13 protein-coding genes and 2 pseudogenes are annotated in these 15,742 nt (G+C 74.1%); 10 read left to right on the forward strand and 5 right to left on the reverse strand.

What is annotated here, in order from left to right; genetic code table 11:
• Window positions 1-47 precede the first annotated feature (47 nt).
• The 3 genes from ABD901_RS49745 to ABD901_RS49755 all read left to right on the forward strand — a co-directional run bounded on the left by ABD901_RS49745 (window position 48) and on the right by ABD901_RS49755 (window position 2,532).
• Window positions 48-1,085, forward strand: coding sequence for a LacI family DNA-binding transcriptional regulator (locus ABD901_RS49745; protein WP_345140204.1), 1,038 nt, complete (start codon window positions 48-50; stop codon window positions 1,083-1,085).
• 38 nt (window positions 1,086-1,123) lie between these two features.
• Window positions 1,124-1,945: a GntR family transcriptional regulator gene (locus ABD901_RS49750; protein ID WP_345140208.1), complete on the forward strand. Its 822-nt coding sequence runs from the start codon at window positions 1,124-1,126 to the stop codon at window positions 1,943-1,945.
• 116 nt (window positions 1,946-2,061) lie between these two features.
• Window positions 2,062-2,532: a hypothetical protein gene (locus ABD901_RS49755; protein WP_345140211.1), complete on the forward strand. Its 471-nt coding sequence runs from the start codon at window positions 2,062-2,064 to the stop codon at window positions 2,530-2,532.
• A gap of 61 nt (window positions 2,533-2,593) precedes the next feature.
• Here the strand turns inward: ABD901_RS49755 and zwf are convergent, their stop codons facing one another.
• Complete coding sequence (zwf, locus tag ABD901_RS49760) at window positions 2,594-4,096, reverse strand: glucose-6-phosphate dehydrogenase (protein ID WP_345140214.1); 1,503 nt, start codon at window positions 4,094-4,096, stop codon at window positions 2,594-2,596.
• Between the two features lie 128 nt (window positions 4,097-4,224).
• Between zwf and ABD901_RS49765 the strand changes: the two genes are divergently transcribed.
• From ABD901_RS49765 to ABD901_RS49790, 6 genes and pseudogenes are all read left to right on the forward strand, one after another.
• Window positions 4,225-4,776: a TetR/AcrR family transcriptional regulator gene (locus tag ABD901_RS49765; protein WP_345140217.1), complete on the forward strand. Its 552-nt coding sequence runs from the start codon at window positions 4,225-4,227 to the stop codon at window positions 4,774-4,776.
• Window positions 4,767-5,294 (forward strand): hypothetical protein, encoded by a 528-nt coding sequence (locus ABD901_RS49770; RefSeq protein WP_345140220.1) that lies wholly within the window; start codon window positions 4,767-4,769, stop codon window positions 5,292-5,294. Before ABD901_RS49765 ends, ABD901_RS49770 begins: the two co-directional genes overlap by 10 nt.
• A gap of 127 nt (window positions 5,295-5,421) precedes the next feature.
• Complete coding sequence (locus ABD901_RS49775; RefSeq protein WP_345140223.1) at window positions 5,422-8,949, forward strand: ATP-binding protein; 3,528 nt, start codon at window positions 5,422-5,424, stop codon at window positions 8,947-8,949.
• 96 nt (window positions 8,950-9,045) lie between these two features.
• Window positions 9,046-10,392, forward strand: a complete 1,347-nt coding sequence (locus tag ABD901_RS49780) for an FAD-binding oxidoreductase (RefSeq protein WP_345140226.1) — start codon at window positions 9,046-9,048, stop codon at window positions 10,390-10,392.
• Window positions 10,393-10,455: 63 nt separating this feature from the next.
• Window positions 10,456-11,376, forward strand: a complete 921-nt coding sequence (locus tag ABD901_RS49785) for an acyl-CoA desaturase (protein WP_345140229.1) — start codon at window positions 10,456-10,458, stop codon at window positions 11,374-11,376.
• Window positions 11,377-11,382: 6 nt separating this feature from the next.
• Window positions 11,383-11,508: pseudogene (locus ABD901_RS49790) on the forward strand (NAD(P)-dependent alcohol dehydrogenase); the annotation flags it as partial.
• Between the two features lie 90 nt (window positions 11,509-11,598).
• Here the strand turns inward: ABD901_RS49790 and ABD901_RS49795 are convergent.
• Window positions 11,599-11,790, reverse strand: coding sequence for a DUF1918 domain-containing protein (locus tag ABD901_RS49795; protein ID WP_345140232.1), 192 nt, complete (start codon window positions 11,788-11,790; stop codon window positions 11,599-11,601).
• A gap of 81 nt (window positions 11,791-11,871) precedes the next feature.
• Window positions 11,872-12,555, reverse strand: a complete 684-nt coding sequence (locus ABD901_RS49800; protein ID WP_345140235.1) for a TetR/AcrR family transcriptional regulator — start codon at window positions 12,553-12,555, stop codon at window positions 11,872-11,874.
• Window positions 12,556-12,585: 30 nt separating this feature from the next.
• Between ABD901_RS49800 and ABD901_RS49805 the strand changes: the two genes are divergently transcribed.
• Window positions 12,586-13,974, forward strand: a complete 1,389-nt coding sequence (locus ABD901_RS49805) for a hypothetical protein (RefSeq protein ID WP_345140238.1) — start codon at window positions 12,586-12,588, stop codon at window positions 13,972-13,974.
• A gap of 11 nt (window positions 13,975-13,985) precedes the next feature.
• Here ABD901_RS49805 and ABD901_RS49810 read toward each other — a convergent pair whose 3' ends face one another.
• Complete coding sequence (locus ABD901_RS49810) at window positions 13,986-14,369, reverse strand: VOC family protein (protein ID WP_345140241.1); 384 nt, start codon at window positions 14,367-14,369, stop codon at window positions 13,986-13,988.
• Window positions 14,353-15,536, reverse strand: a pseudogene (locus tag ABD901_RS49815) (alkaline phosphatase D family protein). The gene ABD901_RS49810 and the pseudogene ABD901_RS49815 overlap by 17 nt, the downstream one beginning before the upstream one ends.
• Window positions 15,537-15,742 lie beyond the last annotated feature (206 nt).

Below are 15,742 nucleotides of genomic sequence, written 5' to 3' on the forward strand. Positions count from 1 at the left end.
GGTAACCTAGGCTGCTGTCAACGCGCGAAACTGTTTCTGGAGGAAGCATGGGCGACCCGCACGCGCGTGTGACTCTCGAGGACGTCGCGCTCGCCGCCGGGGTGTCCAAGGCCACCGCGTCGAAGGTGCTCAACAAGCGCCCCAACGTCGACCCCCGCACCCGGCAAAAGGTCGAGGAGACGATCAGCGCGCTCGGCTACGTGCCCAGCACCGGCCCCCGCGAGCCGCATGCCGACGTCGCCGTCGACGTCGTGTTCGACTCGATGGTGAGCATGTACTCCCTGCAGGTCCTCAACGGCATCCTGACCGCCTCCCGCGAGCTCGGCGTGGAGGTCGTCGTCGACGTGCTGGACCGCGAGGGCGGCGCCGAGACCCCGCTGAGCGACGCCTGGCTGACCCGCACCGCGGCCCGCCGCCGCCTCGGGGTCCTCGTGGTGTCCCTGGCCCTGACCGCCCGCCAGGTCCGCACCGTGGAGGAGCTGGGCCTGTCGCTGGTCTCGGTCGACCTCACCGGCCCGATGGGCGCGGGACTGGCCAGCGTGGCGTCCACCAACTTCGCCGGCGGCACGCAGGCCACCGAGCACCTCGTGGCGCTGGGTCACCGCCGCATCGGCTTCGCGGGCCTGCCCGCCCAGATCGCGGCGTCGCGGGAGCGCCTGCACGGGTACCGCAACGCCCTCGAACTGGCCGGCATCGACGCCGACCCGGCCCTCGTCGTGCACGGCGGCTTCACCGCCGAGGCCGGCTGCCGCATGGCCCGCGAACTGCTCGCCCGCCCCGACCCGCCCACCGCGATCTTCGCCGCCTGCGACGGCGCCGCCTTCGGCGTGTTCGAGGCCGCCCGCCAGCTCGGCCGGCGCGTCCCCGAGGACCTCTCGATCGTCGGCTTCGACGACGTCGAGCCGGCCAAGCTCTCCTCGCCCCCGCTCACCACGGTCCACCAGCCGATCGCGGACATGGGCCGGGTGGCGTTGCGCACCCTGCACACCCTGGCGCACGGCGGCACCCCCGACTCGCCGCACATCCAGCTCGCCACCCACCTGGTCGTGCGCGACTCGACGGCGCCGCCACCGCCGCGACGTTAGAATTCCAACCGTTCGGCCGGGTGGTTGGGGAGGGCGGCGTGGCGCGGATAGCGGCGAACATCGTCGCCGACGTGTGCCGGCGCATCACCGCCGGCGAGCTGCGCCCCGGCGACCCGCTCCCGACCGGCCGGGACATCGCCCGCGAGCAGGACGTCTCGGTCAGCGTCGTGTACCACGCCCTGGCGCGGCTGCGCCAGGACGGCCTCGCCGAGAGGGCACCGGACGGCACCGGCCTGTACATCACCGAGCGGGCCCCGGCCATCGCCGCGACCTGGCGGCCGCCGAACTGGCGCGGCGCACCCCGCCGGGAGGACGCCGACCCGCTGTACCTGGCCCAGGTCGTGCGCACCGCCATCGACATCGCCGACGCCGACGGCCTGGCCACGATGTCCATGCGCCGCATCGGCGAACGCCTCAACACCGCGAACGTCACGATCTCCAAGCACGTGCAGGGCCGAGCCCACCTGCTGACCCTGATGGCCGACGCCGCCTTTGCCGAGCACCCGCCCCCGCAGCGGCCCGCCGGGGACTGGCGCGCGCAGCTCGAGATCCTGTACCGCCACCAATGGCAGATGTACCGCGCCCGCCCGTGGCTCGCCGAGGCCGTGTGGTTCCGCCGCCCGCAGCTCTGCCCGCACGAGGCCGCGCACGCCGAGTATGCGGCCGCCGCCCTGGAGCCGGTGGTCCCGGCGGCCCCGACCCGCGCCAACCTGGTCGCAACGGCCGCCAACTACGTGCGCGGCAGCGCGATGAACCTGGACCGCCTCCCCGCCGAGTCCGGCGAGGACGAGCCGGACACCGTCGCCTTCGAGTCCGGCCTGCAGCGCCTCCTGGACGGCTTCGCCCGCCTGATCCCCTGACGCCTCAGCGGGCCTCGACGGTCAATCGGCGAGACGGCGCGCAACTACCGGGACTCGTGGAACGTCCGGCCGGCCCCGCGCGTCGCAGTGGTGTGGCCGTCGACAGGGACAAGTACATGGGCATCGTGGGGATTGCCTTGGTGCTCGTGGTCTTCGGGTGCATCTGCGGGTTGGTGTCCGTGCCGCAGCTGGCGATGCGGAACGGCGCCAAGCGGGAGGAGCGGGCCGAGCGGCGCGCCCGGGAGGAGCTTCCGGTGGCCGCGCGCTCGTTCGCCGACCAGGTCGTCGAGGCCGCGCGGACGCGGTCGGGGCCGGACGATGCGGCGCTGTGGGACATCACCCAACACCCGCGCTGCTGCGACAGCGTCCGGGTCTGGGTCGCCGGCCGTGCGCCGGACCTCACGCTGGTCGTGTACACCAGGGCCCCGTACGGGGTGCTGTTCGGCACCGCGGACGTCGACGCCTGTTTCCGGCTGGCGTTCCACGACCTGGGCGGGCCCGCCGCCCGCTACGACCTCGACCCGGCCGACCCCTGCCCGACCGGGTTGCCGCTGGTGTCGCCGAACCCGTCGCCTTCGGTCAGTTAGCCCGGTGCGCACGAAGCGGGCCACCCGGACGGCCGGGTGGCCGCTTCGCCAGCGGATCAGGTCAGGCGACGGTGTTGCGCCAGGCGCGGCCGCTGCGCTCGATCAGGCGGTTGGCGTCCGTCGGGCCCCACGAGGCGGCCTCGTACGTCGGGATCGGGCTGGTGTCCCCGGCCCAGCGCTCGATGATCGGGTCGACGATCCGCCAGCACTGCTCGACCTCGTCCGAGCGGATGAACAGGGTCGTGTCGCCGATCAGGGCGTCGAGCAGCAGGCGCTCGTAGGCCTCCGGGGACTCCTCGCGGAACGTCTTGTCGTAGGAGAAGTCCATGCTCGCCGAGCGCACGCGGAACGAGTGGCCGGGGACCTTCGCGCCGAAGCGCAGCGCGATGCCCTCGTCGGGCTGGATGCGCAGGATCAGGGCGTCCGGCTGCAGTTCGGTGAGCTGCGAGTCGGGGATCGGCAGGTGTGGTGGGCGCTGGAACTGCAGGGCGACCTCGGTCACCCGGCTTGGCAAACGCTTTCCCGTGCGCACGTAGAAGGGCACGCCCGCCCAGCGCCAGTTGTCCACGTCGAGGCGCAGCGCCGCGTACGTCTCGGTGCGCGACAGCGGGTCGACGCCGGGCTCCTCGCGGTAGCCGGCCATGAGCTCCTCGCGGGTGCCGCCCCGCGTGTACTGGCCGCGCACGGCGATGTCGTCGATGTCGCGGCCACGCGGCAGGCGGATGGCCTGCAGCAGCTTCACCTTCTCGTTGCGCACGGCCTCGGCCGAGAACGACGCGGGGGGCTCCATGAGGGCCAGCGCGAGGACCTGCAGCACGTGGTTCTGCACGATGTCGCGCATCGCGCCGGCGTGCTCGTAGAAGCTGCCGCGGGTGCCGACGCCCAGGGTCTCGGCGACGGTGATCTGCACGTGGTCGACCCAGGTGCGGTTCCAAATCGGCTGGAAGATCGAGTTGGCGAAGCGCAGCGCGAGGACGTTCTGGACGGTGTCCTTGCCCAGGTAGTGGTCGATGCGGAAGACCTGGGTCTCGTCGAAGGCGGCGTGGACGGTGTGGTCGAGCTGCTTGGCGCTGACCTCGTCGTGGCCGTACGGCTTCTCGATCACCAGGCGGGCGAAGGAGCCCTCGCGGGCCTGGTGCAGCCCGGCGCCGGCGAGGCCGTTGATGACCAGCGGGAACGCCTCGGCGGGGGTCGACAGGTAGAAGATCCGGTTGCCGGAGGTGCCGCGCTGCTCGTCGAGCTCGTCGAGGAGGGTGGCGAGGTTCTTGTACGTCTCGGGGTCGTCGTAGCCGCCGGCGATGTACCGCACCGCGCCGGCCAGCTGCGGCATGCCGGACAGGCCGCGGTCGCCGAGCACGTTGTGGATGAACTGGTCGTCGTCCATCGGCGTGCGGGCCACGCCCACGACCGCGAAGCGCTCGGTCAGCCGGTTGTGCCGGGCGAGGCTCTCGATCGCGGGGATCAGCTTGCGGCGGGTCAGGTCGCCGGACGCGCCGAAGATGACCACCGTCGCCGGTGGGGCGTGCCGGTTGTCGGACTCCTGCAGGACCGTCTCGCTGGACATTGGTTGGCCTCTCCGTCGGACTGCCGCGGTGACACTACGAGTCAACCGAAGCGGGCAGCAACGATTCCGGAACGTGACCGGCGTCTCTGCCGGGTCCGCGTCAAGCGTAGGCCGTAGGTTTGGCGCCTATGGGACGACCCGCGCGCCATGACACCGACAGCCTGCTGGACGCCGCCGTGCGCCTGGTCGAGGCGGGCGGGCCGCGGGCGCTCACCGTCGCGGCCGTCGCGCGTGAGGCCGGCGGGCCGAGCGGCTCGGTGTACCACCGCTTCGCCGGGCGGCCGGCGCTGGCCGCGGCGCTGTGGCTGCGGACCGTGCAGCGCTTCCAGGCCGGGTTCCTCGCCGCGCTCGCCGAGGGTGAGCTGGCGCGCGCCGCCCGCCACGTGGTCGCCTGGTGCCGAGCACATCGCGGTGAGGCACGGATCCTGCTGTACGGCGCCGCCGACTTCGACCAGGACCGCTGGAGCGACGCCGACCGGGCCGCCCTGGACGCGATGAACGCCCGGGTGTTCGCCGCGGTGCGCGCGCTCGGCGGCGACGTCGACAAGGTGACCCTCGCCCTGGTCGACCTGCCCGCCGCCCTGGTGCGCCGGCACCTGCGCGCCGGCGGGCCGATCCCGGCGCGCGCCGAGGACCTCGCGGAGGAGACGGCGGTGCTAATTTTAGAGACATGTCTCTAAAAGTGTGGGGCACCCTGCCGGGCGAGGACGAACTGCAGTTCGGCGGGGACCGGGTCGCGCCCGGGCGCGAGGGCTGGTTCCGGGCGGTCGACGTGCGCGCGGGCGCCCCGACCGCGTTTCGCTGGCTGTGCCAGCTGCGCGTCGCGCCGTACAGCTACGACTGGATCGACAACGGCGGCCGCCGCAGCCCGCGCGCGCTGACCCCCGGCGTCGAGGCGCTCGCCGAGGGCCAGCGCTGGATGACGATCTTCGACCTGGTCGCCTTCGAGCCGGGCGAGCAGCTGACGTTCCGGATGGCCACCCGCACCGGGCGGCGGCTCTTCGGCGACATCCTGATCACGTACCGCGTGCGCGACCTCGGCCCGGGCCGCTCCCGCCTGGTCGCTAAGCTGCACGTGCCCGAGCCGCACGGCCCGCTCGAGCGGCTCACCCGCCCGCTGCTGGCCGCCGGCGACCTCGTCATGATGCGCAGGCAGCTGCTGAACCTGGCCCGCCTGGCCGAGGCTCAGCTCGTGTAGCGCGCACGCTGCCGTGGTAACTTCGCCCCTCTGCACCGGCCGTTTGGACGTCTCCCTGCAGGCCCCGCGCGCGGTACCGTGTTCGCTCAGGCGGCGCGCGCCGCCCAGGGCAGGGAGCGTGTGCCGGGTGGAGCTGTCGATCAGCGTGCTCGGCGACATGACCGCCACCCTGCGCGGCGACCTCGTCGACCTCGGCGGCCGCCGCCAGCGCGCGGTCCTCGCGGTGCTCGTGCTCAACCGCGGCGACATCGTGCCCACCGACCGCCTCATCGACTGCTTGTGGGGCGACCGCCCGCCGGCCAACGCCGCCGGCGCCCTGCAGGCCTACGTCTCCCACCTGCGCCGCCGCCTCGAGCCCGGCGGCACCGCCCGCGCCCGCGGCAACGTCATCGCCAGCCGCCCGCCCGGCTACGCGGTCGCCCTGGACGCCGAGGCCGTCGACGCCTGGCGCTTCGACGCGACGGTCCAGCGTGCGTTGCGGCTGCAGCAGCGCTACGCCGAGCAGCGAGACCTCCTCACCGGCGCCCTGCGCCTGTGGCAGGGCCCCGCCTACGCCGAGTACGCCGACGAGCCCTGGGCGCAGGCCGAGACCGCGCGCCTGAGCGAGCTGCGCGAGGTCGCCCGCGAGGAGGTCCTGGCCGCGCGCCTGGCCCTCGGCGAGGCCGCGGTGCTCGTGCCGGAGCTCGAGGCGCTCGTCGCCGACCAGCCCCTGCGCGAGAAGCGGTGGCGGCTGCTCGTCCTGGCCCTGTACCGCGCCCATCGCCAGGGCGACGCGCTCGGCGCGCTGCGCCGTGCCCGGCAGACGCTGTCGGAGCAGCTCGGCGTCGACCCCGGCCCGGCGTTGCGCGCCCTGGAGGCCGAGGTCCTGGCCCAGGCCCCGACCCTGAACACGGCCGCCGGGCCGCCCGCGCCGGCCGTTTCGGGCGCCGAGCGCGTTCCCGACACCGCAGCCAAGGGGCGCGACCACCTCGTTGACCGGGAACGGGAGGTTGCGGCGCTGCGGGAGGCCGCGGGCGACGCGTTCGGCGGGACGGCGCGACTGGTGATGATCGAGGGGCCGGCCGGCATCGGCAAGAGCCGGCTGCTCACCGAGGCGCGGCGCATCGCCGACGGGCACGGGGCGCGCACACTCACGGCGCGCGGCAGCCAGCTGGAGAAGGAGTTCGGGTTCGGCGCGGCGCGGCAGCTCTTCGAGACACTGCTCACCGACCCGGCGGCCCGCGACCGGCTGCTGTCCGGCGCGGCCGCCTCCGCGACCGCGGTGTTCGACCTGACGCACGACGGGCAGACGCGCGGCGACCACACGTTCGCGGCGCTGCACGGGCTGTACTGGCTCACCGCCAACGCCGCGTCGGCGGGGCCGCTCGCGATCGTCGTGGACGACCTGCAATGGTGCGACACCGGGTCGTTGCGGTTCCTGGCGTACCTCGTGCGGCGCCTCGAAGGGCTGCCCGTGCTCGTCGTCGCCACACTGCGCACGGGCGAGCCGTTCGACGACGAGGCGCTGCTCGCCGAGCTGCAGCTGGACCCCGCCACGACCGCGGTGCGGCCGGGCCCGCTGAGCGCCGAAGGCGTCGCCGACCTGGTGCGGGAGGGGCTCGGCGACGCGGCCGAGGACCCGTTCATCGCCGCCTGCCACCGCACCACCTCCGGCAACCCGCTGCTGCTGCGCCAGCTGCTGCGGGCCCTCGAGGCCAGCGGCGTGCGGCCGACCGGCGCGCACGCGGGCACCGTGACCGCGATCGGCTCGCGGGCCGTGTCGAGCATGGTGCTGTTCCGGCTGCGGCGGATGCCGGCCGCCAGCACCGCCGTCGCGCGGGCCATCGCGGTGCTCGGCGACGGGGCGGGCCTGCCGACCATCGCGGCGCTCGCCGACGTCGAGGAGGCCGAGGCCGCCCTCGCCGTCGCCGCGCTCGCGCGGGCCGAAGTCGTCCGCCACGAGTACCCGATCGGCTTCGTCCACCCCCTCGTGCGCGACGCCGTGTACCAGGACCTGCCGCCCGGCGAGCGGCAGCTGCAGCACGAGCGGGCCGCCCGGGTCCTCACCGGCGCCGCGCCCGAGCAGATCGCCGCGCACCTGCTGCAGATGCCCGAGCGCGGCGACCCGTGGGTGGTCGAGGTGCTGCGGGCGGCGGCCGACACCGCGCTGCACCGGGGTGCGCCGGACGGCGCCGCGGCGTACCTGCGCCGGGCCCTCGCCGAGCCGCCCGACCCGCAGCTGCGCCCCGCCGTGCTGCTGGCCGCCGGGCAGGTCGAGACGCTCAGCGACGGGCCGGCGGCGATCGCGCACCTGCGCGCCGCCTACGACGACCCGCGCACCGACCCGGCGACGTTCGCGCTGGTCTCCCGGATGCTCATCCACACGCTGATCTTCGCCGGGCCGGAGGGCAACGCGCCCGCGTTCGCGCGGCGGGCCTCGGCCCGCCTCGCGCCCGAGTTCGTCGACGAGCGGCAGGCGATGACGGCGCTGGAGCGCATCGCGGCGTACATGTACAGCGGCGACGCGTTCGTCGCCGGCGACCTCGACGTCGAGATCGCCGGCGACGGCATCGGCGCGCGGATGCTCGCCGCGTGCCGGGGGTGGGAGCTGCTCGCACGTGGCGAGTCCCGTGACGAGTCGATCCGGCTGGCCCGCTTCGCGCTCGACGGCGGCTTCCTGCTCGACGGCGACCCCGGCCTGTTCTGGGTCATCGCCGGCGTGGTCCTGGAGAGCGCCGACATCGGCGCCGGCGCACTCTGGGACGACTCGATCGCGCAGGGGCACACCCGCGGATCGCTGTTCACGGTGCTGGCCGGGCAGCTGTGGTCGGGCTGGCGGGACTGGCAGCGCGGCGACCTGCCCGAGGCGGCGCACCATCTCGTCGCGGCCAACGAGCAGAGCCTCACCTGGGGCGGGGTGCCGGCGCTGGGCATCTCCTACGGCGAGGCGTTCCTCATCCGCGTGCTCATCGAGCAGGACCGGCTCGCCGAGGCGCGCGCGTTCGTCGACGCGCACCTGGACCGGCCCCGCGTCGGCGACGGGATCCGGCTGGTCAACCAGGCACACGCATACCTGCTCATCGCCGAGGGCCGGCCCGCCGACGCGCTGCGGCTGCTGCCCGCCGAGGTCAGCGCCGGCAACCCGCAGTGGTACGAGGAGCGCTGCCTGCGCGCGCAGGCGTTCGCCGCGCTCGGCCGCGCCGGCGAGGCCGTGGAGCTGGCGATGGCCGACCTCGCCGAGATGCGCGACTGGGGCAGCCCGCGGGCGGTCGGGCGGGCGTTGCGCGTGGCCGGCGAGATCGGCGGCGACACCGAGCTGCTGCGCGAGGCCGTCGACATGCTGAGCGGGACGCAGGCGCGGCTGGAGTACACCCGCGCGCTCTTCGCCCTCGGCCAGGTCGTCGAGGAGCCCGTGGACCTGCTGCGGGAGGCGCTGAAGCTCGCCGAGGAGTGCGGCGCCCTGGGCCTGCGCTCCGACATCGCCGCCGCCCTCGCCGCCCGGGGCGAGGACGTGCCCGCCGAGCCGCCGGTGCAGCTGACCACCGGCGAGCGGCGCATGCTCGCGATGGCCGAGTCCGGCGCCGACGAGCGGGAGATCGCGCAGGCGCTGTTCCTCACCCCGCACACGGTGCGCGACACGCTCGTGGCGATCCGTCGCAAACAGACGGCCAGCTGACACGTCGGCTCACGTTGCGCTCAGGTCCGGCGCAAGTGCGTCCCAACCGCGCGGCGGCACGGTGTTCTCCGAAGCGATCGAGACTGGGAGAACACCGTGACGACCATTGCCAACTCTCTGCGCGGCCTGTGCGGCGGCGCCGTCCACCTGCCCGGCGACCCCGGCTACGACACCGCCCGCATGCCCTGGAACGTGGCCGTGCAGCAGCGCCCGGCCGCCGTGGCCTACCCGGCCGACGCCGGCGAGGTCGCCGAGGTCGTGCGGGCCGCGGCCGCCGCCGGGCTGCGGGTCGCGCCGCAGGGCACCGGCCACAACGCCGGCCCGCTCGGGCCACTCGACGACGTGGTGCTGCTGCGCACCTCGGCGATGACCGCCGTCACGGTCGACCCGGTGGCGCGCACCGCCCGGGCCGAGGCCGGCACCCTGTGGATCGACGTGGTCGAGCAGGCCGCGCCGCACGGGCTCGCCGCGCTGCACGGCTCCTCGCCCGACGTCGGCGTCGTGGGCTACTCCCTCGGCGGGGGCATCGGGTGGTACGCCCGCCGGCACGGCCTGCAGACCAACAGCCTCACCGCCGTCGAGCTCGTCACCGCCGACGGCGAGCTGGTGCGCGCCGACGCCGGCCAGAACACGGAGCTGTTCTGGGCACTGCGCGGCGGCGGCGGCAACTTCGGCGTCGTCACCGCGGTCGAGTTCGACCTCTACCCGATCGCGACCGCGCACGCCGGCTGGCTCGTCTGGGACTGGCGCGAGGCCGAGCGGGTCATCCCGGCGTGGGCGCAGTGGGCCGAAGGCGCGCCCGACCACGTGACCACCGCGCTGCGGCTGCTGCAGGTGCCGCCGATGCCGCAGATCCCGGCGATGCTGCAGAACCGGCAGCTGCTCGTCGTCGACGGCGCCGCCCTCGGCGACCCGGACGTCCTCGCGCCGCTGCGGGCGCTGCGCCCGGAGATGGACACGTTCGCCGACGTGCCCGCCCCGGCGCTGTCCCGCCTGCACATGGACCCCGAGGGCCCCACGCCGGCGATCGGCCGCGCGGCGATGCTCGGCGGCCTGGACGCCGCCGCGATCGACGCGCTGCTCGCCGCGGCCGGCCCCGGCTCCGGCACCTCGCTGCTCGTCGCCGCGGAGCTGCGCCAGCTCGGCGGCGCGCTGGGCCGCCCGGCGCCGCGCCACGGCGCCCTGCCCCGCCTCGACGCCGCGTACGCATTGTTCACCTGCGGCATCGCCGCCACGCCCGAGCTCGCCGCGGCCGCGGTCGCCGACACCGCCCGCGTGGCCGAGGCGATGGCGCCGTTCTCCAACGGCCGGGAGTACCTCAACTTCGCCGAGACCAGGGTCGACGCCTCCCGCGCGTTCGAGGCCGCCGCGTGGCAGCGGCTGCGCCAGATCCGGGCCGCGGTGGACCCCGACGGGCGCTTCGTCGCCAATCACGTCATCTGACGGTTCCGGGCTGGCATCCTTCTCGCGGGGTGCCAGCCATGACCGGCCTCTATGGTCCGGCGCATGACCACGGCGGTGAAGCCCCTCCTTGGCCGCAAGCGCCCCATACCGGCGCACGTCGCGGTCTATGCATTCGTCATCATCCCGTTCCTGGCCCTGCTGGCCGCCGTACCCATCGCCTGGGGCTGGGGGCTGGCCTGGCTGGACATCATCCTGGCCGTCGCCTTCTACGCCGTGACGTGCCTCGGAGCGACGGTCGGTTTTCATCGGTACTTCACCCACGGCGCCTTCAAGGCCAGCCGCGCGCTGCGCATCGGCCTGGCCGTCGTCGGCACCATGGCGGTGCAGGGCCCGATCCTGCACTGGGTCGCCGACCACCGCCGCCACCACGCCTTCGCCGACAAGGAGGGCGACCCGCACTCGCCGTGGCTGTTCGGCACCGGCCCGGTCGCGCTGGCCCGCGGCTTCTGGCACGCCCACCTCGGCTGGGTGCTCGAGCGCGACCTCACCAACCAGGAGCGCTTCGCCCCCGACCTGCTCGCCGATCGCGACATCCGCATCATCCACCGGCTCTTCGGCCCGCTGACCATCGTCACGCTGCTGTCCCCGGCCCTGCTCGGCGGGCTCATCAGCTGGTCGTGGCAGGGCGCGCTGACCGCGTTCTTCTGGGCCGGCCTGGTCCGCGTCACCGCCCTGCACCACGTCACCTGGTCGGTGAACTCGGTCTGCCACATGATCGGCGAGCGCCCGTTCGCCGCCCGCGACCGCTCCGCGAACTTCTGGCCCCTGGCGATCCTGAGCATGGGCGAGTCCTGGCACAACCTGCACCACGCCGACCCGACGTCCGCACGCCACGGCGTGCTGCGCGGGCAGATCGACATCTCGGCCCGGCTCATCTGGGTCTTCGAGAAGCTCGGCTGGGCGTGGGACGTGCGCTGGCCGACGCCGGAGCGCCTGGCCCGCATCTCGGCCGCGCCGGCCTGACCCTGAGCGGTCGCCGCCGTCGACGGCGCCAGCACGGCACTGTTCTTCCTGCGCGACCTCGCCGGCGTGCGGCCCGGCCAGCGCGTGCTGGTCAACGGGGCGGCCGGCAGCATCGGCACCTACGCGGTGCAGCGCTACGTCGAGACGGGCCACAAACGCGGCAACGTCGTCGTCACCGTCTGAACACGGCGGGGCGGCCGGCGCGCCGGCCGCCCTCGCGCCTCAGGATGATTTCGTCGGCAGGATGCGCGCGTCGGGGCCGGGGAAGACCAGCCCTTCGTGCCCGTCTTGCCAGCGCACGGTGTACGGCGGTGTGTGGTCGTCGTGGCGCACCTGGGTGATGACGCCCTCCCGCCGGCTGTCGCCGACGTGTGCGCCCTCGACGATCAGGCGATCTCCCACGTTTGCGTGCATCGGGTTCCTCCTCGGTCGCTGCGGGTCGTTGTGCGGCCGGACCCTTCCAGGATGCCCGCGATCGGCGCCGGTGGGGCGGGTTCAGGGCAGCCGGGCGGCGATACCGTCCAGCAACATCCGCAAACCCAGCTCGAACTGCTCATCGGGTGAGCCGGGCGACGGGGCGGCCAGCCAGCTGGTCAGCAGCGGCACGCCGCCGTCGGCCGCCGCCAGCTCGTGCACGGTGGCGAACGCGCCGGGCTCGGCGAGCCGCTCGAAGCGCGCCTCCTGCGCCTCCTGCACGCCGCTGCCGACGATGTGCCGGTCCAGCAGCGCGGCGAAGGTGAGCGCGCGGGGCACCGGCAGCCCCTCGCCGGTCAGCACCCGCAGCATGTGCTCGAGCCGGCGCATCGTGTGCGGGCCGGCCGGGGGCCGGGTGTGCACCAGCTCGGCGTACCAGGGATGGCGCTTGATCATCGCCCGCGTGCCCTCGGCGACCGCGGCCAGGTCCGCCCGCCACCCGGCGCCCGGCTCGGGCAGCGCGACCTCGGCGACGGCCGCGTCGAGCATGAGGTCGACGAGGCCGTCCTTGTGGTGGACGTACCGGTACAGGGCCATCGGCGTATAGGGCCCCAGCCGCGCGGCCACGGCCTTCATCGTCACCGCCGCCGCACCGCCCTCGTCGGCCAGTTCGACGGCCGCGGCGACGATCTCCTCGCGCCCGAGCCGGCGCTGCCGGGCGGGCGGGGCGGGCAGCGCCCATACGGGCGGCGTACCTGGTGGCATGCGGCAACTATACGTGGTACACCTGAGTATATGAACGATACTTTCCGGCTGGGCGTCGTCCGCGGGGTGAGCTACGGCCTGTTCGGCCCGCCCGGCGAGTTCGTCCCGCAGGCCCGCGAGCTCGGCGCCGGCCTCGTCCGCGCCTACCTCTACTGGTCACAGCTCGAGCCCGAGCCGGGCAGGTTCACCTGGGACGCCGCCGACGCGCTGCTGACCCAGCTCGACGGCGACACCGAGGTCTGGCTGACGGTGTGCTCGAGCTCGCCGTGGGCCACCCGGCAGCCCGCGACGTTCCTGCCGCCGTCACCGGCGAAGGACCCCGACGACTACGCGCGCTTCGCCACCGCGCTCGTGGAACACTGCAAGGGCCGGATTCGGTACTTCCAAGCCGACAACGAGCCGAGCAACGCGGGCCTGTTGTGGTCCGGCACCGCCGCCGAGTACGTCACGCAGCTGCGCGCCCTGCACACGGCCGTGCACGCGGCCGACCCGCAGGCGCAGGTCATCCTCGGCGGCTGCGGCTACGACGTGCTGAGCTCCCCCGCGGACTCACCCGCCCGCGCCTTCTTCGACGAGATCCTCGACACCGGCCGCGACGCCTTCGACGTGTTCGACGTCCACCTGTACGGACAACCGTCGAACGTCCCCGACTACGTCGCCCAGGCCCGCGACATGATGCGCCGCCACGGCTACGAGCGCCCCGTCTTCGCCGGCGAGCACGCCGGCCCGGTCCTGTTCGAGTTCCCGGAGCTGGACCCGGTCGTCGCCGAGGCGTTCGCCTCCCTCCCGCCGGACGCCGCCGACCTGGTCGAGCTCGCGGGCGAGGACACCCCGGAGCGCCGCGCCATGGCCGCTCTGTATGCCCGCATCGACGAGCTGCCGCCCCGCCTGCAGATGCTCATGCAGGGCTGCCCCGGCGCCCTGTCCGCCAAGCGCGACCGCATCGCCTGCCGCCAGCTGGTGATGCGCACGGTGCAGGCCATGGCCTGCGGCGTGACCCGGACCGCGTACTGGAACCTGGCCCCGGAGGTCCCCGGATACAGCGACCGCTACCAGATGATGGACCTGATGTTCGGCCGCCTGCCGCTGCTCGACTACGACGCGGTCGGCACGCTGACCCGCCACAACGCCGCCGCGTCGACCTTCACCCTGCTGTCCAGCGAACTGTCCGGCGCCACGGCGGTCTCCCAGCGCGACGGCGCCTACTACGTCGAACGCCCGTCGCGCGGTCCACTGTGGATCGCCTGGGCCGAGGCCGACACCTTCGACGGCGAGGACGACACCCCGGTCGAGCAGTCCCTGCCCTGGCCTTCGGCAACGGCGGCCGCGATCGACGCCTTCGGCTGCCCGGTCCCGACACAGGTACACGACGGCCACGTCCACATCGCGACCACGGTGACGCCCGTCTTCATCAGCTGACGAGCGGCGGCTCAGGCCCAGCGGGTGGCGTTGGCCTCGGACAGCGTGCCGGGGCGGTCGCGGACGACGCAGAAGACCAGGCCGGCCGGGTCGCGCATCACCTGCCAGTTCTCGGCGCGCGACTCGCGGGTGGCGCCCAGGGCCTCCAGGCGGGCGACCTCGGCGTCCAGGTCGTCGGTGTGGAAGTCGAGGTGGACCCGCGGGGCGCCGTCGCCGAGCCGCTGGGTGAGCAGCAGCATGTCGTGTGTGGGCAGCTTCGCGCCGTTGAACTCCGGATATTTCGCCACCACCGGCAGGTCGACGCCGGCCGCGCCCGACCAGAAGGCCACCGTGGCCTCGTGGTCCGGGCGCGGCGCGTCGATCACGATCGCGTAGAGCCTACTGAAGTGAGCCACGCCCAGCAGTATGCAGCGTCGTGGAGTACAGCACCGCACCCGTCAGGTCCCGCAGGCGGACCGTCATGGCGCGGCTGTGCGGGTCGATCTCGACCTCGCCGAAGTGCTGGTGGCCGCCCATCGGGGAGGTGTTGGCCGCCGGCGGGGCGTGCACGAAGACGGCCTCGGGGCCGAACGTGGCGTCCAGGGCGTTCGGGCCGAAGGCGTCCGCGTTCGCCGGGCCGGAGACGAACTCCCAGAACGGCGTGAAGTCCTGCACCGCGGCGCGCGAGGGGTCGTAGTGGTGCGCGGCCGTGTAGTGCACGTCGGCGGTGAGGAACACGATGCCGGTCACGCCGTGGCGGTGCGCGGTGCGCAGCACCTCGGCGAAATCCAGCTCGCGGCCCAGCGGGGCGCCCGGGTCGCCCTGCGCGACGCCCTCCTGGGCGGCCGGGCCGTCGGGGACGACGAGGCCGAGCGGCAGGTCGTTGGCGATGACCTTCCACGTCGCCTTCGACTCGAGCAGGCCACGGATCAGCCAGGCCCGCTGCTGCGCGCCGAGCAGGCCACGTTTCGGGTCGGCGTAGGTGTCGCCGTCGTTGGCGTCCTTGTAGGTGCGCATGTCGAGCTTGAAGATGTCCAGCAGCGGGCCGTAGGAGTGCTTGCGGTACACCGGGCCGGCCGACAGCGGCGTCCACTCGAAGAACGCCTGGCCGGCGCGGGCGGCGAGCACGTCGACGCGGCGCTCGGTGTAGCGGGCGTCGTCGAGGATCTCGCCCGGGTACCAGTTGTTGAGCACCTCGTGGTCGTCCCACTGGTTGAGCTGCGGCACCTCGGCGAGGAACCGCTTGAGGTTGTCCGGTAGTAGGTGCGGCCGTCGCACAGCGCCTCGACGCGCAGCTTGCCGGTGAAGTCGGTCCCGGCGTCCACGACGGGGCCGCGCAGGGTGCGGGCGTGGCGGAAGTCGGGGCGGTCGCTGAGCTCGACCCACATGCGGCCGGGCCCGTCGGCGCGGGTCCAGATGTTCGCGGAGGTGCCGTTCGCCTCGCCGCTCTGCACGCCGTGTGTGAGGACCGGGCGGCCCGAAGGCACGAAGGCGGCGGCGGAGGAGTCGGACAGGAGTGCGGCGCCGGCGGCGGCCGCGGCTGAGGTGCCGAGCAGCCGCCGCCGGCTGAGGGAAAACGTCATGCACGCAGGTCTATTCGCCCGAGGTGGATCACCAGTTGGTCATACCTGCGCCGCAGGGGTACGGCGGGTTGCCGTACGTCGTCGGCACCGGCTGCCCGGCATCGATCTCCCCGGTCATCTCCCCGGTCATCGAAAACGACTCGCCAACCTGTCGGTTCACCGGCTGTTGGGTTGTGCGACCTCGGTCGATCTCGGAGGATCGTTGG

This window comes from Dactylosporangium darangshiense (assembly GCF_039537565.1).
In the GTDB taxonomy this organism is placed as follows: Bacteria; Actinomycetota; Actinomycetes; order Mycobacteriales; family Micromonosporaceae; genus Dactylosporangium; species Dactylosporangium darangshiense.